General features: G+C 59.5%; 16 protein-coding genes and 2 tRNA genes. 4 read left to right on the top strand and 14 right to left on the bottom strand.

Annotation, left to right across the window (positions count from 1 at the left end; translation table 11 throughout):
• Positions 1-64: 64 nt before the first annotated feature.
• The 8 genes from ACA053_RS02690 to rnr all read right to left on the bottom strand — a co-directional run bounded on the left by ACA053_RS02690 (position 65) and on the right by rnr (position 9,938).
• Complete coding sequence (locus tag ACA053_RS02690) at positions 65-2,368, bottom strand: YgiQ family radical SAM protein (RefSeq protein WP_109627712.1); 2,304 nt, start codon at positions 2,366-2,368, stop codon at positions 65-67.
• 251 nt (positions 2,369-2,619) lie between these two features.
• Complete coding sequence (gene dnaB, locus ACA053_RS02685; RefSeq protein WP_109627711.1) at positions 2,620-4,014, bottom strand: replicative DNA helicase; 1,395 nt, start codon at positions 4,012-4,014, stop codon at positions 2,620-2,622.
• A 120-nt stretch (positions 4,015-4,134) separates the two neighbouring features.
• Entirely contained in the window at positions 4,135-4,581 is a 447-nt protein-coding gene (gene rplI, locus ACA053_RS02680) for a 50S ribosomal protein L9 (RefSeq protein ID WP_003197251.1), read from the bottom strand.
• A 19-nt stretch (positions 4,582-4,600) separates the two neighbouring features.
• Positions 4,601-5,494, bottom strand: coding sequence for a hypothetical protein (locus ACA053_RS02675; protein ID WP_497315242.1), 894 nt, complete (start codon positions 5,492-5,494; stop codon positions 4,601-4,603).
• 36 nt (positions 5,495-5,530) lie between these two features.
• Positions 5,531-5,761: a 30S ribosomal protein S18 gene (rpsR, locus tag ACA053_RS02670; protein ID WP_002551829.1), complete on the bottom strand. Its 231-nt coding sequence runs from the start codon at positions 5,759-5,761 to the stop codon at positions 5,531-5,533.
• Positions 5,762-5,789: 28 nt separating this feature from the next.
• Positions 5,790-6,212, bottom strand: a complete 423-nt coding sequence (rpsF, locus tag ACA053_RS02665; RefSeq protein WP_003217491.1) for a 30S ribosomal protein S6 — start codon at positions 6,210-6,212, stop codon at positions 5,790-5,792.
• 316 nt (positions 6,213-6,528) lie between these two features.
• Positions 6,529-7,296 carry a 23S rRNA (guanosine(2251)-2'-O)-methyltransferase RlmB gene (gene rlmB / locus ACA053_RS02660; RefSeq protein ID WP_497315240.1) on the bottom strand — a complete coding sequence of 256 codons (768 nt, stop codon included), beginning with the start codon at positions 7,294-7,296 and terminating at the stop codon, positions 6,529-6,531.
• Entirely contained in the window at positions 7,293-9,938 is a 2,646-nt protein-coding gene (rnr, locus tag ACA053_RS02655; RefSeq protein ID WP_497394484.1) for a ribonuclease R, read from the bottom strand. The genes rlmB and rnr overlap by 4 nt, the downstream gene beginning before the upstream one ends.
• Before the next feature lie 226 nt (positions 9,939-10,164).
• On the opposite strand from rnr, the gene ACA053_RS02650 reads away from it, so the two are divergent.
• The 4 genes from ACA053_RS02650 (at position 10,165) to ACA053_RS02635 (ending at position 13,408) form a co-directional block, all read left to right on the top strand.
• Positions 10,165-10,251: transfer RNA gene (locus ACA053_RS02650), tRNA-Leu, on the top strand.
• A gap of 166 nt (positions 10,252-10,417) precedes the next feature.
• A tRNA-Leu gene (locus ACA053_RS02645) sits at positions 10,418-10,504 on the top strand.
• Between the two features lie 328 nt (positions 10,505-10,832).
• On the top strand, positions 10,833-11,843 hold the full coding sequence (locus tag ACA053_RS02640; protein ID WP_497394483.1) for an extracellular solute-binding protein: 1,011 nt from the start codon (positions 10,833-10,835) through the stop codon (positions 11,841-11,843).
• On the top strand, positions 11,843-13,408 hold the full coding sequence (locus ACA053_RS02635; RefSeq protein ID WP_497394482.1) for an ABC transporter permease: 1,566 nt from the start codon (positions 11,843-11,845) through the stop codon (positions 13,406-13,408). Before ACA053_RS02640 ends, ACA053_RS02635 begins: the two co-directional genes overlap by 1 nt.
• Positions 13,409-13,531: 123 nt before the next feature.
• Here the strand turns inward: ACA053_RS02635 and ACA053_RS02630 are convergent, their stop codons facing one another.
• The 6 genes from ACA053_RS02630 to hflX all read right to left on the bottom strand — a co-directional run bounded on the left by ACA053_RS02630 (position 13,532) and on the right by hflX (position 21,906).
• Entirely contained in the window at positions 13,532-15,466 is a 1,935-nt protein-coding gene (locus ACA053_RS02630; RefSeq protein WP_109627705.1) for a methyl-accepting chemotaxis protein, read from the bottom strand.
• Positions 15,467-15,616: 150 nt separating this feature from the next.
• On the bottom strand, positions 15,617-16,909 hold the full coding sequence (locus tag ACA053_RS02625) for an adenylosuccinate synthase (RefSeq protein ID WP_010464193.1): 1,293 nt from the start codon (positions 16,907-16,909) through the stop codon (positions 15,617-15,619).
• Positions 16,910-16,963: 54 nt separating this feature from the next.
• Complete coding sequence (locus ACA053_RS02620; RefSeq protein WP_497315232.1) at positions 16,964-18,151, bottom strand: ATP phosphoribosyltransferase regulatory subunit; 1,188 nt, start codon at positions 18,149-18,151, stop codon at positions 16,964-16,966.
• A gap of 315 nt (positions 18,152-18,466) precedes the next feature.
• Positions 18,467-19,336 carry a protease modulator HflC gene (gene hflC, locus ACA053_RS02615; protein ID WP_109627703.1) on the bottom strand — a complete coding sequence of 290 codons (870 nt, stop codon included), beginning with the start codon at positions 19,334-19,336 and terminating at the stop codon, positions 18,467-18,469.
• Positions 19,336-20,508 carry an FtsH protease activity modulator HflK gene (gene hflK, locus ACA053_RS02610; RefSeq protein WP_109627702.1) on the bottom strand — a complete coding sequence of 391 codons (1,173 nt, stop codon included), beginning with the start codon at positions 20,506-20,508 and terminating at the stop codon, positions 19,336-19,338. The genes hflC and hflK overlap by 1 nt, the downstream gene beginning before the upstream one ends.
• A gap of 96 nt (positions 20,509-20,604) precedes the next feature.
• A complete protein-coding gene (hflX, locus tag ACA053_RS02605; RefSeq protein WP_033055543.1) occupies positions 20,605-21,906 on the bottom strand; it encodes a ribosome rescue GTPase HflX in 1,302 nt (433 codons plus the stop codon).
• Between the last annotated feature and the right edge of the window lie 12 nt (positions 21,907-21,918).

The following is a 21,918-nucleotide window of genomic DNA, read 5'->3' as shown; positions in this document are numbered from 1 at the left end:
CACCTAGCCGCAGACACAAAAACGCCAACCCGAAGGTTGGCGTTCTGTTCAGTTCAAGCGAGGTTTAACGCGGCACAACCGGCTTGCGCGCAGGCTTGGGCCCTTTGCCTTTGGCCGCGTCCTTGCGCTCCTTGGCCGCCTGCTGGTTGCGGGCGAACGCCGCTGCCTTGGCCTGTTCACGCTTGTCCCACGGATTACCGCCATCGCTGGCACGCGGTGGCAGGCCGGTGTGCTGGGTCAGGATCTTGGTGGTCTTTTCCCCTGCAACCTTGTGGCTGCCGGCCGGCGTCGAGTTCTTGCGACGGGCGCTCTGGTAGCTGTCGGTCGCCGGCTGATGCAGCGGAATCAACTGGTTCTTGCCCGGCCCGATCAGATCGGCGCGGCCCATACGGGTCAGCGCTTCACGCAGCATCGGCCAGCCTTTCGGGTCGTGATAACGCAAGAACGCCTTGTGCAGACGACGCTGCTCTTCGCTCTTGACGATGGTCACGGCGTCGCTCTTGTAAGTGACCTTACGCAACGGGTTCTTGCCCGAATGGTACATGGCGGTGGCGGTGGCCATCGGCGACGGGTAGAACGCCTGCACCTGGTCGGCACGGAAGCCGTTGCCCTTGAGCCACAAGGCCAGGTTCATCATGTCTTCATCGGTGGTGCCCGGGTGGGCGGCGATGAAGTACGGAATCAGGTACTGCTCTTTCCCGGCTTCCTTGGAGTACTTCTCGAACATGCGCTTGAACTTGTCATAGCTGCCGATGCCCGGTTTCATCATCTGGTTGAGCGGACCTTCCTCGGTGTGTTCCGGGGCGATCTTCAGGTAACCACCGACGTGGTGGGTGACCAGTTCCTTGACGTATTCCGGCGACTCGACCGCGAGGTCGTAGCGCAGGCCGGAAGCGATCAGGATCTTCTTCACACCCGGCAAGGCACGGGCGCTGCGATAGAGCTGGATCAGCGACGAGTGGTCGGTATTCAAATTCGGGCAGATGCCGGGGAACACGCACGACGGCTTGCGGCACGCGGATTCGATTTCCGGGCTCTTGCAGGCGATGCGGTACATGTTCGCGGTCGGGCCGCCGAGGTCGGAAATGACGCCGGTGAAGCCCGGGACCTTGTCGCGAATCTCTTCGATCTCGCGAATGATCGACTCTTCGGAACGGTTCTGGATGATCCGGCCTTCGTGCTCGGTGATCGAGCAGAACGTGCAGCCACCGAAGCAGCCACGCATGATGTTCACCGAGAAGCGGATCATGTCGTAGGCCGGGATTTTTTCCTTGCCGTACGCCGGGTGCGGAATGCGCGCGTAAGGCATGCCGAACACGTAGTCCATTTCTTCGGTGGTCATCGGAATCGGCGGCGGGTTGAACCAGACGTCGACTTCGCCGTGCTTCTGAACCAGTGCACGGGCGTTGCCCGGGTTGGTTTCCAGGTGCAGCACGCGGTTGGCGTGAGCGTAAAGAACGGCGTCGCCACGGACTTTTTCAACCGACGGCAGACGGATCACAGTCTTGTCGCGGGTCATCTTCGGGCTGGCCAGGATCTGCACGACCTTGGCTTCTTCCGGATCTTCAAGCGGACCCTTTTCCTGCTCGATGGCGCAGGCCTGGGTGTCCTGGGTATTGACGTACGGGTTGATGATCTTGTCGACCTTGCCCGGACGGTCGATGCGCGTGGAATCGACTTCGTACCAGTCTTTCGGTGTATCACGACGGATGAACGCGGTGCCACGCACGTCGGTGATGTCTTCGATCTTGTGACCGTAGGACAGACGCTGGGCGACTTCGACGATCGCGCGCTCGGCATTGCCGTAGAGCAGGATGTCGGCGCAGGCGTCGATCAGGATCGAGTTGCGCACCCGGTCCTGCCAGTAATCGTAGTGGGCGATGCGGCGCAGGGACGCTTCGATGCCACCGAGAACGATCGGCACGTGATTGTAGGCTTCCTTGCAGCGCTGGCTGTAAACCAGGCTTGCGCGGTCCGGACGTTTGCCCGCCAGGCCACCGGGGGTGTAGGCGTCATCGGAACGGATTTTCTTGTCGGCGGTGTAGCGATTGATCATCGAATCCATGTTGCCGGCCGCGACGCCGAAGAACAGGTTCGGCTCGCCGAGCTTCATGAAGTCGTCTTTGGACTGCCAGTTTGGCTGGGCAATGATCCCGACGCGGAAGCCTTGGGACTCCAGCAGCCGGCCAATGATTGCCATGCCGAAAGACGGGTGATCAACGTAAGCATCACCGGTGACGATGATGATGTCGCAGGAATCCCAGCCAAGCTGATCCATCTCCTCCCTGCTCATCGGCAGGAATGGCGCCGGACCGAAACATTCGGCCCAGTACTTGGGATAGTCAAATAACGGCTTGGCTGTTTGCATGACGATGACCGGTGTTGAGATGAAAAATCGCGGGCGCGGAATATAGCACAAAAAATAACCAATTCCGACGGCTATGGTCGGAAATTGCGACACCGCCTGTTTGAAAACCTGGAGGCACCATCACCCTTGTGGCGAGGGAGCTTGCTCCCGCTGGGTTGCGAAGCAGCCCCAAAATTTTGTGAGCGCTGCGCACTCAAGCGGGAGCAAGCTCCCTCGCCACAAAAGCTCCCTCGCCACAGGTTTCTTCTGGGTTATTCGTCGTCGAAGTTGTAACTGCCCGGTGCGAGGTTTTCGAAGCGGGTGTACTTGCCGATGAACGCCAGTCGCGACGTACCGATCGGGCCGTTCCGCTGCTTGCCGATGATGATCTCGGCGATGCCTTTGTGCTCGGTTTCCGGGTGATACACCTCATCCCGGTACACGAACATGATCACGTCAGCATCCTGCTCGATCGCTCCGGATTCCCGGAGGTCGGAGTTGATCGGGCGTTTGTTCGGTCGTTGCTCCAGGGAGCGGTTGAGCTGGGACAACGCCACCACCGGGCAGTTGAATTCCTTGGCCAGGGCTTTCAAGGAACGGGAGATCTCGGAAATCTCGTTGGTCCGGTTGTCGCCGCCAGAACCCGGGATCTGCATCAATTGCAGGTAGTCGATCATGATCAGGGCGACATCGCCGTGCTCACGCACCAGACGCCGGGTCCGTGCACGCATTTCCGACGGGCTGATACCGGCCGTATCGTCGATGAACAGCTTGCGATCGTTGAGCAGGTTGACCGCCGAGGTCAGGCGCGGCCAATCGTCGTCGTCCAGGCGACCGGCACGGACCTTGGTCTGGTCGATACGGCCAAGGGACGACAACATACGCATGATCAGCGATTCACCTGGCATCTCCAGCGAGTAGACCAGAACGCACTTGTCGCTGCGCAACACGGCGTTTTCCACCAGGTTCATCGCAAAGGTGGTTTTACCCATGGATGGACGGCCGGCGACGATGATCAAGTCAGAGGGCTGCAAGCCGCTGGTCTTCTCGTCGAGGTCGGTGTAGCCGGTGGACAGGCCGGTGATGGCGTTGTCGGTGTTGAACAAGGTGTCGATGCGGTCGATCGCCTTGGTCAGCAGATCGTTGACGCTGACCGGGCCGCCGGTTTTTGGCCGGGCCTCGGCGATCTGGAAGATCTGCCGTTCGGCTTCGTCGAGAATCTCTTCAGCCGTGCGCCCTTCCGGGTTGAAAGCGCTGTCGGCGATTTCGGTGGCGATGCCGATCAACTGTCGCAAGGTCGCCCGCGCGCGGACGATCTGCGCATAGGCCTTGATGTTGGCGACGGACGGGGTGTTTTTCGCCAGCTCACCGAGGTAACCGAGGCCACCCACTTGCGAGGTCTGACCTTCCTTGTCCAATTGCTCGGCAAGGGTCACGACGTCGATGGGGGAGTTCTGGTCGGCGAGCTTGGCGATCGCACGGAAGATCAAACGGTGGTCATGTCGATAGAAATCGCCGTCGGAGACTTGATCCAGCACGCGCTCCCAGGCGTTGTTGTCCAGCATCAGACCACCGAGCACGGCCTGTTCGGCCTCGATGGAATGCGGCGGCACCTTCAGGGCAGCGGTTTGCAGATCGTATTGCTCGGGAGCGGAGATATCGTTCATGGCCACTTGGTTATTTTATGAAAAGCAGGGGTTTCAGAAAGACAAAGGGCACGACCTGTAAACAGGATCGTGCCCGATGTTACCGGCAAGCACCCGAGGGTGCCAGCCGACAAGTGCTGCTTAAGCTGCTACCACGACAACGCGTACGGTGGCTTCAACTTCGGCGTGCAGGTGCACGGCTACGTCGAATTCGCCTACGTTGCGGATGGTGCCGTTCGGCAGACGAACTTCGCTTTTTGCCACTTCAACGCCAGAGGCGGTCAGTGCATCAGCGATGTCGTGAGTACCGATCGAACCGAACAGCTTGCCTTCGTCACCAGCGGTGGCAGTGATAGTCACTTCCAGCTCAGCCAGTTGGGCGGCACGGCTTTCAGCCGAAGTCTTACGGTCTGCTGCGGCTTTTTCCAGCTCAGCGCGACGCTCTTCGAACGCAGCCAGGTTGGCAGCGGTCGCAGCGGTAGCTTTGCCGTAAGGCAGCAGGTAGTTACGACCGTAACCAGCCTTGACGTTTACTTTGTCACCCAGGTTGCCCAGGTTGGTGACTTTTTCCAGAAGGATCAGTTGCATGTGAAAATCCTCTTAACTTTTAACCTTCACCGTTCGCGCTATCGACGTCTTTCGGCGTCGAACGACCGCGAAAATCAATCAGGCTGTCGACGATGGCCAAGACCACCAGCAACGGATAGATCAGCTGCATGAACAGCAACAGCGTGACGTACAACCCCACCAGCCAGAATCTGCCCAGTCGCTTTTGCGCCACCAGCCCGTGAATCAGGGCCAGCCCGGCGAACACCAGCGGTACGCTGCACAACGGCGTCAACATGGCCATCTGTGGACCGATGTTCGGCCCCAGAAGCATGAACGCCAGCAGCAACATCGCTGGTAAAAGCGGGAATCGGATGGCGCGAAACTCGCGACCAAAACCACCCGGGTTGTACAACAACGCCTGCCAGTAGCGCCCGACAATCAGGCTCAGCACACTGACGATTTGCAACAAGGCCGCAATCAGGCCGGTCAGGACCGGTGCAATCAGGGACGCAAAATGCGCTTGCTCGTCTACCGACAACTTCTGGTAGACATCACCGAGTAGCGACGGCATGACTTTTATCAAAGCCTGCGCCAGCATCTCGATTTGGGGAGCAAAAACTGTCCCCAGCACCACTGCAAACACCACTCCCATCGCTATGCTGACCAGCAGCACGCGGTTCCAGGACTCGCTTGCGCGCAAAACCAACGCAAGGCTCGAAGACCCCAGCAGCACCAGAAGTGCCCGTGGGTCATCGGAGTAAAGCCACCAGATCAACGCCGGCAGCAGTCCCAGAGCAAGTACGCCAATGGCGTCCTTCAATCCACGCCGCAGGAGCACAAGGCATCCAGCGGCAGCACCCAACCAATACAACAACGGCAATATTGCGCATCCGGCCACTACCAGAGTGGCCTGCATACGGCCGCGCATGATGAACTCAGCTAAGGCGCGCATGCATTCAATCCTTTGCTACGTGTCGACTGCCCGGTCTCAGCGGCCGTGGCTGTCGGTGTAGGCCAGCAGGGCCAGGAAGCGGGCGCGCTTGATAGCGGTGGCCAGCTGACGCTGATAACGAGCTTTGGTACCGGTGATGCGGCTTGGAACGATTTTGCCGGTCTCGGATACGTAGGCTTTCAGAGTGTTGAGATCTTTGTAATCGATCTCTTTCACGTCTTCAGCGGTGAAGCGGCAGAATTTACGACGACGGAAGAAACGTGCCATTTGATAGGCTCCTTAAAAGGTCCGTGGATTACTCGTCAGCGTTATCGCTGTTGTCGCTGTCATCACTATCAGCGCTTTCAGCGCCTTCGTGCTCAGGACGGTCGCGACGCTCACGGCGCTCACTGCGGTTTTCTTCAGCCTTGAGCATCTCGGATTGGCCGGTAACGGCTTCTTCGCGACGGATGACCAGGTTACGGATCACTGCATCGTTGTAGCGGAAGTTGTCTTCCAGCTCGGCCAGGGCCTTGCCAGTGCACTCAACGTTCAGCATCACGTAGTGAGCCTTGTGAACATTGTTGATTGCGTAGGCCAGTTGACGACGGCCCCAATCTTCCAGACGGTGGATTTTGCCGCCGTCTTCTTCGATCAGCTTGGTGTAACGCTCAACCATGCCGCCGACTTGCTCGCTTTGATCCGGGTGGACCAAAAAGATGATTTCGTAATGACGCATGAATGCTCCTTACGGGTTGTAGCCTGCCGCTCAAAAGCGGTCAGACAAGGAGTGAATGACACTTATGGACTTGCTTGCGATAGACACATGCGTGCCTGCCGTCACAGCAAGGGGCGCAATTGTAGAGAAGGGACAGGAGAGGTGCAAGGCAATTGGTGAATATTTGAACAGTTCGTTCAAACACCTGATTTCACCACACCACAAACCACTGTGGGAGCGGGCTTGCTCGCGAAAGCGGTGCATCAGTCAACATTGATGCTCACTGACACTCCCTCTTCGCGAGCAAGCCCGCTCCCACATTTGAATCGCGTGCAGATCAGGACTTCTTCGCGGTTCCGGCGGCTTTTACGCCGCGCTGGCGCAAGGCTTCGAACAGGCAAACGCCAGTCGCCACGGACACGTTGAGACTGCTGACGCTACCGGCCATCGGCAAGTGCACCAGGTAGTCACACAGATCACGGGTGAGGCGACGCATGCCACTGCCTTCCGCCCCCATGATCAGGATGGTCGGGCCGGTCATGTCATGCTGATACAAACTCTGCTCAGCCTCGCCCGCCGTACCGACGACCCACAAGCCACGCTGCTTGAGCTTTTCCAGGGTGCGCGCCAGGTTGGTCACGGCAACCAACGGAATCACTTCCGCCGCGCCGCAGGCCACTTTACGTACCGTAGGAGTCAGGGTAGCCGACTTGTCCTTCGGAACGATCACTGCCAGCGCGCCTGCTGCATCGGCCGAACGCAGGCAAGCACCGAGGTTGTGCGGATCGGTCACGCCGTCGAGCACCAGCAACAGCGGTGCGCCTTCGGTGCGATCGAGCAGCTCGTCGAGCATCGCCTCGCCCCAGACCTGGCTCGGACTCACGTCCGCCACTACGCCCTGGTGTACGCCCTCAACCCAGGCATCCAGCTCACGGCGCTCGGCGTTGCCGACGGCTACGCGATTTTCCGCAGCCAGTTCGATGAGCGTCTGAACCCGCGGATCACTGCGGCCTTCAGCCAGCCAGATCTGCTTGACGCGTTTCGGGTGGTGACGCAGCAACGCTTCTACAGCATGCACGCCGTAGATCTTTTCTAACTGACTCATGGCTTGGCCTTAGGTTTACGCGCCCCGCCGCTTTTGGCTGGGGCCGAACCCGCTTTTGGCGGGCCTTTACGGTGTTTGCTTGGCTTGCTGCCGGGGGCCTTGTCAGGCGCCGACCGTCCGGTCTTTCCCCCAGACGCCGCTTTACCGCCGCTTTTCGCTTCAGACAGCAACGCCTGCTTCAATTCACGGCTCTTACGCAGCTCGGCATTTTTCGCCGCCGCATCGCTTGGGCGATAGGCTTCGGCAGCCTTTTCCTTGGCAGGACGACGACCGGTTTTCGCCGGAGCGGGTTCTACAGCGGTTTTAGCCGCGGTTTTAGCAGCCGTCGTCTTGGCGGCTGGTTCAGTTTTTTCAGTCCCGCGCTTCTTGCGACCGATCGGCGCGCTGATGGTTTTTTCAGCCATCTCGAAGTCGATCTTGCGTTCGTCGAGGTCAACGCGCATGACGCGCACTTCAACGGTGTCGCCAAGGCGGAAGCTGCGACCGGTGCGCTCACCGGCGAGGCGGTGATGCACTGGATCGAAGTGGTAGTAATCGCCCGGCAGCGCGGTGACGTGCACCAAGCCTTCGACGTAGATGTCGGTCAATTCGACGAACAGGCCAAAACCGGTCACGGCGGTGATCACACCCGGGAACGATTCGCCCACGCGGTCTTTCATGAACTCGCACTTGAGCCAGTTCACGACGTCGCGGGTCGCTTCGTCGGCACGGCGTTCGCTCATCGAGCATTGCTCGCCGAGCTGTTCCAGCGCTGCTTCGTCGTACGGATAGATGCGCGCTTTCGGAATGGTCATCGCGCCAGCACGGCGAACGTGCGGGGTGTCCTGTTTCGAATGGATCACGCTGCGGATCGCCCGGTGCGTGAGCAAGTCCGGGTAACGGCGGATCGGCGAGGTGAAGTGGGTATAGGCTTCGTAATTCAGGCCGAAGTGGCCCTGGTTATCGGCGCTGTACACAGCCTGGCTCAACGAACGCAGCATGACGGTCTGGATCAGGTGGAAATCCGGACGGTCCTTGATGCTGGCCAGCAACGCCTGGTAATCCTTCGGCGACGGGCCGTCCTTGCCTTTGTGCAGGGACAGGCCGAGCTCGCCGAGGAAGGCGCGCAGTTTTTCCAGACGCTCCGGTGGCGGGCCGTTGTGGACGCGATACAGCGCAGGGATTTCGTGCTTTTTCAGGAATTCGGCGGTGGCCACGTTGGCCGCCAGCATGCATTCCTCGATCAGCTTGTGCGCATCGTTACGAACGGTCGGACGGATTTCGGCAATCTTGCGCTCGGTACCGAAGATGATCCGGGTTTCCTGCGTTTCGAAATCGATCGCGCCACGCACGTGACGAGCGCCGAGCAGCACTTTGTACAGAGCGTAAAGCTGCTTCAGGTGCGGCAGAACATCGTTGTACTCGCCGCGAAGCTGACGCGCCTCGGTGAGTTTCGGCGTTTCCAGCATCGCGCTGACTTTGTTGTAGGTCAGGCGGGCGTGGGAATGAATCACCGCTTCGTAGAAGCAGTAGTCGGTCATCTCGCCGGATTTGGAGATGGTCATCTCGCAAACCATGGCCAGGCGATCGACGTGCGGGTTCAGCGAGCACAGGCCGTTGGACAGTTGCTCGGGCAACATCGGCACGACGCGCTCGGGGAAGTACACCGAGTTGCCGCGAACCTGGGATTCGTTGTCCAGGGCCGAACCAATCTTCACGTAACTGGAAACGTCGGCGATCGCCACGTACAACTTCCAGCCGCCGGAGAACAGGCGCAGCTTGCCGGGCTTGGCTTCACAGTAAACGGCGTCATCGAAATCGCGCGCGTCTTCGCCGTCGATGGTCACGAACGGCAGATGACGCAGGTCAATGCGCTTCTCTTTGTCTTTCTCTTCGACTTCAGGCTTGAGCTTGGCGGCTTCTTTCAAGACCGCTTCAGGCCAGACGTGCGGGATATCGTACGCGCGGAGGGCGACATCGATTTCCATGCCCGGCGCCATGTAGTTGCCCACGACTTCGACCACGTCGCCTTGCGGCTGGAAGCGTGGCGTCGGCCAGTGAGTGATCTTCACTTCGACGAATTGACCGATCTGCGCGTTGGCGTTGCGACCCGGGGTGACCAGCACTTCTTGCTGGATCTTCGGATTGTCTGCTACCACGAAGCCGATACCGCCCTCTTCGAAGTAACGGCCGACGATGGTCTCGTGGGCACGGGACACCACTTCGACGATCATGCCTTCGCGGCGACCGCGACGGTCGAGGCCGGAAACACGCGCCAGGGCACGGTCACCATCGAACACCAGACGCATTTGCGCCGGGCTCATGAACAGGTCGTCGCTGCCGTCGTCCGGGACCAGGAAGCCGAAGCCGTCACGGTGACCACTGATGCGGCCGAGGATCAGGTCGAGCTTGTCCACCGGCGCATACGTGCCGCGACGCGTGTAAATAAGCTGGGCATCGCGCTCCATGGCGCGCAGGCGGCGACGCAGGGCTTCGATCTGGTCTTCTGTGGTCAGACCAAACTCTTCCACCAACTGCTCGCGGTTAGCAGGCGAACCCCGATCAGCAAGATGCTGAAGGATCAGTTCGCGGCTAGGAATAGGGTTTTCATATTTTTCCGCTTCACGAGCGGCCTCGGGATCGAGGGACTGCCAATCGGCCATTAGAGAGTTTTCACCTTGTCTATATGCGGGTTAGTTTGGCATAGGCGTAATGAAACGGGAAATTTCAGGCTATGACAGCCTATCTGAAGCCTTATATCGACAGCGCAAAGCTGATTTAAATGCCGCTGGTAAAATTTCCCAGGTTTTTTTGATGCCAGGGGTTTACAGTTAAAAAGACGCTCCGTATAGTGCGCGCCATCGACGACGCACTAGCGTTGCCGATACTGCCCAGATGGTGAAATTGGTAGACACGCCAGCTTCAGGTGCTGGTGACCGCAAGGTCGTGGAAGTTCGAGTCTTCTTCTGGGCACCAATTTCGAGCTTGAGATTAGATCAATTTCAAGGCTCACACAAAAACCCGCGAAAGCGGGTTTTTTGCATTCCGAGCATCTGATTTATTAAATCTAAATCAGGGGTTTACAGATCAAAACTCGCTCCGTATAGTGCGCCACATCAACAGCGGAGACGCTGAAGATTATGCCCAGATGGTGAAATTGGTAGACACGCCAGCTTCAGGTGCTGGTGACCGCAAGGTCGTGGAAGTTCGAGTCTTCTTCTGGGCACCAATTCAAATTCAAGGTCACGATCTTGAATTTCACAAAAACCCGCGAAAGCGGGTTTTTGCGTTTCTGGCTTTCAAGACCTCAAGCCATTACTTCTCCTGTGGCGAGGGAGCTTGCTCCCGCTGGGGTGCGAAGCAGCCCTCTTCACTCTTCCCGGCAACACCTTGTCAGACCTGCGACTGCTTTGCAGCCGAACGGGAGCAAGCTCCCTCGCCACAGAGTTCGCACCCCCTCTAGCAAAACCCTCAGCGCCCCGCAAGGCGCACTTGAGAAACAATATCGTTTATCATTGTTTCAAGTTTTTGCAATGCGACAGTGAGGAACCCTGCGAATGATGTTTCGAAATACCCTGCGCCGAGGCCTGACCTTTACCCTGCTCGGCCTGGCACTCGCCACTCCCCTCACCCAGGCTGCTGATCCAGTTTCCCTGACCCTCTACAACGGCCAACACAAGGAAGTCGGCGACGCCATCGCCAAAGCCTTCGAAGCCAAGACAGGCATTCACGTCAACGTGCGCAAAGGCAGCAGTAACCAGCTCGCCAGCCAGGTCGTCGAAGAAGGCGATCGCTCCCCTGCCGATGTGATCTACACCGAAGAATCGCCACCTCTCAACAAACTCGGCGAACAAGGCCTGCTGGCCCAGACCGACGCCGCCACCCTCGCCGTCCTGCCGAAAGACTACGTTGCCGGCAATGACACCTGGATCGGCATCACCGCCCGGGTTCGCGTGGTCGCGTTCAACCCGAAACTGATCGATGAAAAAGATCTGCCGAAATCGGTGATGGAATTCTCCGACCCGAAATGGCAAGGAAAGGTCGGCTTTGTGCCTACCAGCGGCGCGTTCCAGGAACAGGCCGTGGCTATCATCAAAGTGCATGGCATGGACGCGGCTGAAGAATGGCTGACTGGCCTGCGCGCATTCGGCAAGACTTACAGCAACAACATGGTTGCGCTGAAAGCAGTGGAAAATGGCGAAGTCGCCACTGTCTTGGTGAACAACTACTACTGGTTCGCCTTGCAGCGGGAAAAAGGCCAGCTCGATTCGAAACTGCATTACTTCACCGGCGGCGACGTCGGCGGGCTGATCACTGTTTCCAGCGCCGCCGTGCTGAAATCCAGCAAACATCCAAAAGAAGCCCAGCAATTCCTCGCTTACATGGCCAGCGAAGAAGGTCAGCGCGTGATCACTCAGACCACCGCCGAATACCCACTGCACAAAGGCATGGAATCGGATCGCGGCCTCAAGCCGTTCAGCGAACTGCAAGCGCCGAAAGTCACCCCGGCCGACCTCGGCAATGCCGAAGAAGCCCTGGACCTGGAACGTGACGTTGGCTTGAACTGATGAGCGCATCGTTATCCGCCCCCGCCTCGCGCGGGGGTTACGTACCACGGCGCAAGCGCCCGTCTATCTGGCTGCTGCTGCCGGTGTTGCTGCTGGTGGTGCTCAGCCTTTTGCCGCTGGCGTATGTCGGGATCAAGACCTGGCAAGCCGGCTGGGCCGAGGCACTGCACCTGCTGTGGCGGCCTTATGTGTTCGGGCTGCTGCGCAATACGCTGGCGCTGATGATCGGCGTGACCGTTGCGTGCGGCGTGATCGGCCTATCCCTTGCCTGGCTGCTGGAGCGCAGCAATCTGCCGGGCCGGCGTTTGTGGGGCGTAATTCTGTGTTTGCCGTTCGCCGTGCCCGCGTTCGTCAGCAGTTTTACCTGGGTGTCCCTGAGCGCGCATTTCGAAGGCTTGGGTGGGGCGATCCTGGTGATGACCCTGTCCAAGTATCCACTGATATTCCTGCCGGTCGCGGCAACCCTGCGCAATCTTGATCCATCCCTGGAGGAGTCCGCACGGACCCTTGGGCAGAATCGCTGGGGTGTGTTTTTCAGAGTCACCCTGCCGCTGCTCTGGCCTTCATTGTTGGCCGGCTCGCTGCTGATCGCCCTGCACATGCTGGTTGAATTCGGTGCCCTGTCGATCATCGGCTTGCAAACCTTCACCACCGCGATCTATCAGCAATTCGAACTGGAATTCAGCAACGCCAATGCGGCGATGCTGTCGGCGGTGCTTCTGGCGCTGTGCCTGGTGTTGTTGTGGCTTGAGCTGCGAGTACGCGGCAAAGGTCGGCATGTGCGCACCGGCCAGGGTGCCGCGCGGCGTGCGGAGCAGGTTCGACTGGGGCCTTGGACGGTCGCCGGACAGGTTTACTGTCTGGCACTGGCGCTCATCGGCAGCGGCATTCCGCTGGGGATGTTGGCGTACTGGCTGGCAGTAGGTTCTTCGGCGGCATTTCCGATGGCGGCGATCAGCGAAGCACTGCTGTCTTCCTTGGCGTTGTCCCTGGGCGGCGCTGCGCTATGCCTGGTTTTGGCGGTGCCGGTGGGTTTGCTGGTGGTGCGCCATAAAGGCCGACTGGCGATCTGGGCCGAGCGCTTGCCGTATCTGCTGCACGCGCTGCCAGGCCTGGTGATTGCGCTGACGCTGGTGTATTTCGCCCTGCACTACGTGCCTGCGCTTTACCAGACTTCGGCGTTGCTGTTGATCGCTTATGCGTTGCTGTTTTTGCCATTGGCCCAAGCGCCGATTCGCACAGCACTGAACAAGGCGGCACCGCAACTGGAAGAGGCTGCACGCACGCTCGGGGCGTCGTCGTTCAGTGCGTTTTGTCGAGTGACGCTGCCGATCATCTTCCCGGCGCTGGGTGCAGCGTTCGCGCTGGTGTTTCTGGATGCGATGAAGGAACTGACGGCGACGCTGTTGTTGAGTCCGACCGGACTCAACACGTTGGCAACGGAGGTTTGGGCGCATACCGCGAACGTGGAGTTTGCGGCGGCGGCGCCCTATGCAGCGTTGTTGATTCTGGTGTCGGGGTTGCCGGTTTATTTACTGACGACACGGATGTATTTGAGCCGTTAAGACCGCCATCGCGAGCAGGCTCACTCCCACATTTGATCTGAGGTGGTCACAAATTCTGTGCCCACCCACAATCCTGTGAGAGCGAGCCTGCTCGCGATGACGTCAGCTCAACCAACACAAGTCTTACGCCCTGAACTGCCCCAGGCTAGCCTTCAACTGCGCTGCCAACCCATCCAGCACCTTGCCGCTGGCCGTGGTCTCTACCACCGCCTGAGCCGCTTTCTCGGCCTGCGCATGAATGGTCTCAACCCGACCGCGCACCGCCTGCGCGCCTTGCGCCTGATGCGCTGCTGCCTGCGTCGCCAGACCAATCGCCGCATGCACCTGCTCGACCGACGCCTGCACCGATTGCTGCAACCGCGCACTGTCACGCAACACCAGCAAGCCTTCATTGGCCTGACGCCCGGCCTGACCAATCGCAGCCACCGCTTCTCGCGCACCTTGCTGCAAGGCCACGATGTGCGCCTGGATGTCGCCGGTCGAACTCTGGGTCTTGCTCGCCAGCGCCCGGACTTCGTCCGCCACCACCGCAAAGCCGCGACCGGTTTCGCCGGCACGCGCCGCTTCGATGGCGGCGTTCAGTGCCAGCAGGTTGGTTTGTTCGGCGATCCCGTGGATCACTGTCAGTACCACTTCAATCTGTTCACTTTGCTGCGCCAGCCGCTCGATGACTTTCGATCCGGTATCGACCTGCCCGGCCAACGCCTCGATCAGGCTGCCGACTTTCGCCGAGGTCCGGGTGTTCTCATCGGTGGCCGAACGAATGTCCACCACCTGCTGCAAGGCGGCCTGCATGGCATGGCTTTCTGACTGCGCTTCATCCGCCATCTGCGACAACGCGCGCAGGCTCTCGGCCACTTCATCGCGCTGCATGCCCGCCGCCGCATCGGCACCGGCATTGCGCAGGGTCATGGCGCCGATTTCCACGCCAGTGCGCTGGGCCACATCACCCGCTTCGCGCACGATCGGCTGCAACTTATCCACAAAGCGATTGACCGCCGCGGCCATGTCGCCGATTTCGTCCTTGCTGTTGATCTGCACACGCTTGGTCAGGTCGCCCTCGCCCGCAGCCAGATCATCCATTGCAGCGATGAGCATCTTCAAGCGATTGACCACTCGACGGCCCAGCACAACAGCGAGCAACAGCAGCACACCGCAACCGACCAGCGCCAGGAACATCCCGATGCGCCAGCGCAACGTCGACGCCGCTTCCTGCACGGTGCTGGTGGTATTGGCTTTCATTTCAGAAGCCGTGGCCTGCGCGGACGTCAGACGAGCACGCATTGCGGTGGCACTGTCGGCAGCCGCGCCTTTGAGGCTGTCGCCGACCAGCTGATCACCGCTGGCGATCAGCGCCGCAAACCGTTTATCCAGGGCCGCGAGATCGGTTTCCACCGAGGCGGTCGAGACGCCCATCAAGACTTTGCCAATTTCCACGCCGTTGGGGTTGATCGAGGCTTCGAGGTAGTAGACCGACGGATCGTTCTTCGCCGCATCCAGCACTTTGTCCAGCGCACGCTCGCCCTGGCCTTTCTCGAGGAGCGCCTTGTTGATCGGGTTTTCGCGATTGAGGTAGCGAGTCAGGTGCTGACCCGTCGCGTCGTCATACACCACGAACAACACGTTGGGATTGCGCTGGGCCCGACGGGCGAATTCGGACAGGGTTGGAACGTCGCTGTCCCACATGGCACGCGGGGCGACCGACGCCAGCAGTTGCGCCATGTCGTTGGCCGAATCCTTGAGATCCTTCTCCAACGTCGCACGCAATTGCATCTGCTCGTCTTTCAATCGCGTAGAAAGGCCAGCGGTGAGTCGCTGGCGGGTACTGGTGGACAGATTGTCCAGGCTCGACGTGACTTCACGCCCTGCCTGCTCAAGTTCGCCAGACAGCTTTTGACTGTCAGCACCCAGGCGAGCAGCCAAATCGGCTTCAAGCGCAGTCACCGTGCTCCGAGTCAGGGCAACAGCCACCAGCACCTGCACCAAAAGGGCGATACCAAGGGTAACGAACACAGGCCGCAACAAACGGCTTTGTAACAATGAGAGAACGGCCGACACTTGGAATCCCTCTGCTTTGGCGCCATTAAATTGATGGCGCACTGGAAGCGATGCTTTTATTCAACATCACAGCAAAGGTCATGCCGTCCGGCAGACAGAAACGACAAAGGGTCCAATCAAGGACCCTTTGCTTTTTACATCAACGACTTATTAAGCGAACGGATGACGCAAAACGATGGTTTCGTTGCGATCCGGGCCCGTCGAAATAATGTCAATCGGCGCACCGACCAACTCTTCAACGCGCTTGATGTAGTTGCGAGCAGCTTGCGGCAGCTCTTCCAGCGTCTTGGCGCCGACGGTGGATTCGGTCCAGCCTGGCATCTCTTCGTACACCGGCTCCAGGCCGATGTAGCTGTCGGCGTCAGTCGGTGCGTCAATCACTGCACCATCCTGGTTCTTGTAGCCAACGCAGATGTTGATGGTTTCCAGACCGTCCAGCACGTCCAGCTTGGTCAGGCACAGGCCCGAGATGCTGTTGACGTCGATAGCGCGACGCAGGATGACGGCATCGAACCAGCCGCAACGACGGGCACGGCCAGTGGTAGCGCCGAACTCGTGGCCACGCTTGGCCAGGAATGCACCAACGTCGTCGAACAGCTCAGTCGGGAACGGACCCGAACCGACGCGAGTGGTGTAGGCCTTGGTGATACCCAGGATGTAATCCAGGTACATCGGACCGAAACCCGAACCGGTGGCAATGCCGCCCGCGGTGGTGTTGGAGCTGGTGACGTACGGGTAGGTCCCGTGATCGATGTCCAGCAGGGAGCCCTGGGCGCCTTCGAACATGATGTCTTTGCCAGCGCGACGCAGCTCGTGCAGCTCGGCGGTGACGTCGAGCATCATCGGCTTGAGCAGCTCGGCGTATTCCATGCACTCGTCGAGAGTCTTCTGGAAGTCGATCGCAGGTTCTTTGTAGTAATTGACCAGGACGAAGTTGTGGTAGTCCAGCAACTCGCCCAGCTTGGCGGCGAAACGCTCACGGTGGAACAGGTCACCGATGCGCAGGCCACGACGTGCAACCTTGTCTTCGTACGCCGGGCCGATGCCGCGACCGGTGGTACCGATCTTCAGCTCGCCACGGGCCTTTTCACGGGCCTGGTCCAGCGCTACGTGGTAGGACAGGATCAGCGGGCAGGACGGGCTGATACGCAGGCGCTCACGCACCGGTACGCCTTTCTCTTCCAGCTTGATGATTTCCCGCAGCAGAGCGTCGGGTGCAACCACCACGCCGTTGCCGATCAGGCACTGCACGCCTTCGCGCAGCACGCCCGACGGGATCAGGTGCAAAACGGTTTTTTCGCCATCGATCACCAGGGTGTGACCAGCGTTGTGGCCACCCTGGTAGCGCACTACGGCGGCAGCATGTTCGGTCAGCAGATCAACGATCTTGCCTTTGCCCTCATCACCCCATTGGGTGCCCAGGACTACGACATTCTTACCCATAACACTTGTCCTCATTCGCGCAAACTTGGTGCCGGCCGCGGCCGGCAGGAAAACTCAAGAAGCCAGTGGCGATACTTGCCAAAGCCCGTTCTGCTGGATCAATTGCCGGTCGCAGTCCGCTTCACGGGCGGCGGCCAAAGGTTGCCCAGGCAATGCCTGAACGACACGCTGACCCTCACTGCGCAACTGGCAAACCTGCTGCCAGAGTGCCGCATCCGTACTGTCAGGCATCCAGATACCGCCAGACGGTAGCTCGATCTCAGCACGCCCCAGGGTCACCAGGGTTTTCAAATCGGTGGAGAAGCCGGTTGCCGGACGAGCGCGACCGAAGTCGGCGCCGATGTCGTCGTAACGACCGCCCTGGGCAATGGACTGGCCAACACCCGGCACGAACACCGCAAACACGACACCGGTGTGGTAGTGGTAGCCGCGCAACTCGCCCAGGTCGAAGTAAAGCGGTAATTCCGGGAAACGCGTTGACAGACGCTCGGCAATCGCCAGCAAATCGTCCAGCGCCGCCAGAACCGGCGCCGGCGCATTCGCCAGACGCTCGCGGGCAGCGGTCAATACTTCACGACCGCCACACAAATCGACCAACGCGCGCAGCATGCCCGACAGATCGGCAGGCAAGCCTTCGGTCAAGGTAATGACCTCGTCGATTGCCTTGCGTTGCAACGCATCGAATAACTGTTGTTCAACTTCACCGGACAAACCGGCCGCACGGGCCAGGCCGCGGTAGATGCCGACATGACCGAGGTCCATGTGCACATCCGGCACATCGGCCAGTTGCAGCATGGCCAGCATCAGGCTGATGACTTCCACGTCGCTGCTCGGACTGGCATCGCCGTACAACTCGGCGCCCAGCTGGATCGGGCTGCGTGAGGACGACAGGGCGCGCGGCTGGGCATGCAGCACGCTGCCGGCATAGCACAGGCGGCTCGGGCCTTCGCGACGCAGGGTGTGCGCGTCAATGCGCGCCACTTGCGGCGTGATGTCAGCACGGAAACCCATCTGCCGGCCCGATTGCGGGTCGATGACCTTGAAGGTACGCAGATCGAGGTCCGAGCCCGCGCCGGTCAGCAGGGATTCCAGGTACTCGATATGGGGAGTCACGACAAACTCGTAACCCCAGCTCTGGAACAGATCCAACACCTGACGACGCGCGACTTCAATGCGCGCCGCCTCTGGTGGCAGTACTTCTTCGATGCCATCTGGCAGCAGCCAGCGGTCTACCGTTGCCATTACGCCATTCCCCTATGATCCGGGCGGCCAGCCGTTGGGCGAGCCTTGAGTGAAGCAGAAAATGATCGGCTCATGTGCAAACCACGCGCATAAACAACGTGGCGAAAAGCCTGAAACCGGCTTCGCCAACCACCTTCCTCGAAAAACCTGTCGAGTCATTCAACTCGGGCGCCCGCTTAAAAACAGCAATCAAACGTGCAGACGCAAAAAAGCCGGGAATTTCCCGGCTGCCGCATCATACACACGTTTTCCCAAAGGATCACCCCGCCCGAGGCTTTAGCCGCCAGGCGGGGGATGATTCAGGTCAACGCCGTATCAAGGCTTGGCTTTTTCCAGGTAACGGAAGAAGTCGCTGCTTGGGTCCAGGACCATGACGTCGGATTTGTTCGCGAAGCTTTCACGGTAGGCGCGCAGGCTACGGTAGAAACCGTAGAACTCCTGGTCCTGGCCGTAGGCCTTGGAGTAGATCGCAGCAGCCTGGGCATCACCGTCACCGCGAACCTCTTCAGATTCACGATAGGCTTCAGCCAGCAGCACGCGGCGTTGACGATCGGCGTCGGCACGGATGCCTTCCGCCAGCTCGTTACCCTTGGCGCGGTGCTCGCGAGCTTCACGCTCACGCTCGGAGCTCATACGCTCGAACACACTGCGGTTCACTTCCTTCGGCAGATCGATGGCCTTGACCCGGACATCGACAACTTCGATGCCCAGCTCTTTTTCCGCCATCGAGTTTAACGAAGCAGTGATATCGGACATCAACGCGTCACGTTCACCAGAAACCACCTCGTGCAGCGTGCGCTTACCGAATTGGTCACGTAGACCCGATTCCAGACGACGGGAAAGACGCTCATCGGCAATCTGCTTCAGACCGGAAGTTGCGGTGTAGAAGCGCTCGGCATCTTTCACGCGCCACTTGGCGTAGGCATCGACCATGACGGCCTTCTTTTCCAGCGTCAGGAAGCGCTGTGTTGGCGCATCCAGTGTCATCAGGCGGGCGTCGAACTTGCGCACCTGGTTAACGTAAGGCACTTTCACATGCAGGCCCGGCTGAACATCGGCCTGAACCACGCGACCGAACTGCAGCAACACCGCACGCTCGGTCTGAGCCACGATGTAGAAGCAGTTCCAGGCAGCGATGGCCACGACGACGCCGACAATAAGGGCGATCAGCGATTTATTGCTCATCAGCGACTCTCCCTGGTACGAGATGGCTGTTGCTGCAGATCAGCTGCCGCACGCGCATTCGCTTCATTGCTGGTGGCTGCCGCACCGGTCACCGGAGCGCTGGTGCTGCGACCACTTTCGACCATCTTGTCCAGCGGCAAGTACAGCAGATTGCTCTGGCCATTCTTGTTGCCGGTCACGAGCACCTTGCTGGTATTGCTGAAGACTTCCTGCATCGTGTCCAGATACAGACGCTCGCGGGTGACTTCAGGTGCCTTGCGATACTCGCTCACCAGCTTGGTGAAACGATCGGCCTCACCCTTGGCGCGCGATACCGTTTCGTCGCGGTAACCATTGGCATCTTCAAGGATACGCTGGGCCTGGCCACGGGCTTCCGGCACGACACCGTTGGCGTAGGTTTCAGCCTGGTTGCGCGAACGCTGCTCGTCTTCACGGGCACGAATCACGTCATCGAAGGCTTCCTGAACTTCGCGCGGCGCAGCTGCGTTCTGTACGTTGACCTGAGTGACGGTGATGCCGGTGCGATACGTATCCATGAAGCGTTGCAGACGCTCCTTGATTTCGCTGGCCATCAATTCACGACCTTCGGTCAGCACCTGGTCCATCGCGGTGGAACCCACCACATGGCGCAAGGCACTTTCAGTCGCGTGTTGCAGGCTGATTTCCGGCTGATCGACGCTCAGCACGAAGTCCTGCAGGTTGCTGATCTTGTACTGCACGGTCAGCGGCACTTCGACGATGTTCTCGTCCTCAGTGAGCATTTGACCCTGCTTGGTGTACGCACGCTCACGCGTGACGTTTTCCAGGTACTTTCGATCGATCGGCGGGAAATAGATGTTCAGGCCCGGGCCGACGGTTTCGTAGTACTTGCCGAAGCGCAGCACCACAGCTTGCTCCTGCTCGTCGACTACATAGACCGCGCTGTACAGCCACACGGCCGCCAACACGACCAGGCCGATGCCGAGCAGGCCGCCGAAGCCGCCACTCTTGCCCGATCCACCACCGTCATCACCACGTTTCTTACCACCACCGAACAACCCATTCAGGCTTTCCTGCAGCTTTCGGAAGGCCTCGTCGAGATCCGGTGGCCCCTTGCGGTCGCCGTTATTGCGGCGCTTGCCACCCCAAGGATCCTGATTATTCGAGTTGCCACCCGGCTCATTCCAAGCCATAGCGCTCTCCATCTGATAAAGCAAAGACGCACCCACGGCGCGCCGACCAATGCTACAGAATGCCTGTCACCGCGGCACAACCGCTTTCTCAGGCTTTTATTGCAAAGTGTGTTGCTCGATAAACTCCGTCGGCACAACGCCTTCACGGCTGACCAGTCGATTGAGCTCTGAGCGCGGCAATCTAACGGCCAGCAAGCTGACACCTTCTTCGTCGTGTTCTTCTTTCTGAACCGCGCCCAGCTCGAAAAACTGTGCACGCAGTCGCGCAAAACGCTGAGGCAAGCGCAAGGTACCGATAAACAACTCACTGCCCAGCAACTCGGCAATGGCTTGCTCAAGCAATTCCAGACCACTGCCATCACGCGCCGACAGCCAAACCCGTTGAGGCTTGCCGTTTTCGTCGCGCTGGATTTGTGGCTCAACGCCTTCAAGCAAATCGAGTTTGTTATAGACCTCGAGGATCGGCAAGTCCTGGGCACCAATCTCGCCCAGCACCACCATCACCTGCTCGATCTGCAACATCCGATCTGGTTCGGCCGCATCAATCACATGCAACAACAGATCGGAGTTGCTCGACTCTTCGAGGGTAGACCGAAATGCCTCGACCAGCTTGTGGGGCAAGTGGCGAATGAAGCCCACCGTGTCGGCCAGGACAATCGGCCCCAGGTCGTCCAGTTCCAGACGGCGCAAGGTCGGGTCGAGCGTGGCAAACAGCTGGTCAGCCGCGTAAACGTCGGATTTCGTCACGTTATTGAAGAGCGTGGATTTACCGGCGTTGGTATACCCCACCAAAGACACGGTAGGGATATCCGCACGCATACGGCCACGTCGCGACTGTTCGCGCTGGCTGCGCACTTTTTCCAGCCGACCTTTGATCTGTCGCAGGCGAACCCGCAGCAAGCGGCGGTCGGTTTCCAGCTGGGTTTCACCCGGGCCACGCATGCCGATACCGCCACCTTGACGCTCAAGGTGAGTCCAGCCACGAACCAGCCGGGTGCTCATGTGGTCAAGCTGGGCCAGTTCGACCTGGAGCTTGCCTTCATGGGTACGGGCGCGCTGGGCGAAAATATCGAGAATCAGACCGGTGCGGTCGATCACGCGACACTCGAAAACACGTTCGAGGTTACGTTCCTGACTGGGCGTGAGGATGTGATTGAAGATCACCAGATCGGCCTTTTCGGCATGGACCAGGTCGCGCAGTTCCTCGACCTTGCCGCTACCGATCAGGAATTTGGCGGTTGGCCGATGACGCGGCACGTTAAAAAACGCAACGGTCTCGGCGCCGGCCGAATTAGCCAATTCCTGAAACTCCTGCGGATCTTCGCGCGCCTCAGGGTCCTGTCCATCCAAGTGAACGAGGATCACTCGCTCACCACCACCGTGGCGCTCAAAGAACAAAGGAGACTCCTA

Source organism: Pseudomonas sp. LBUM1672 (assembly GCF_059695655.1).
Note: the sequence above shows the minus strand (reverse complement) of the source record. Positions and strands in the feature narration are given on the sequence as shown.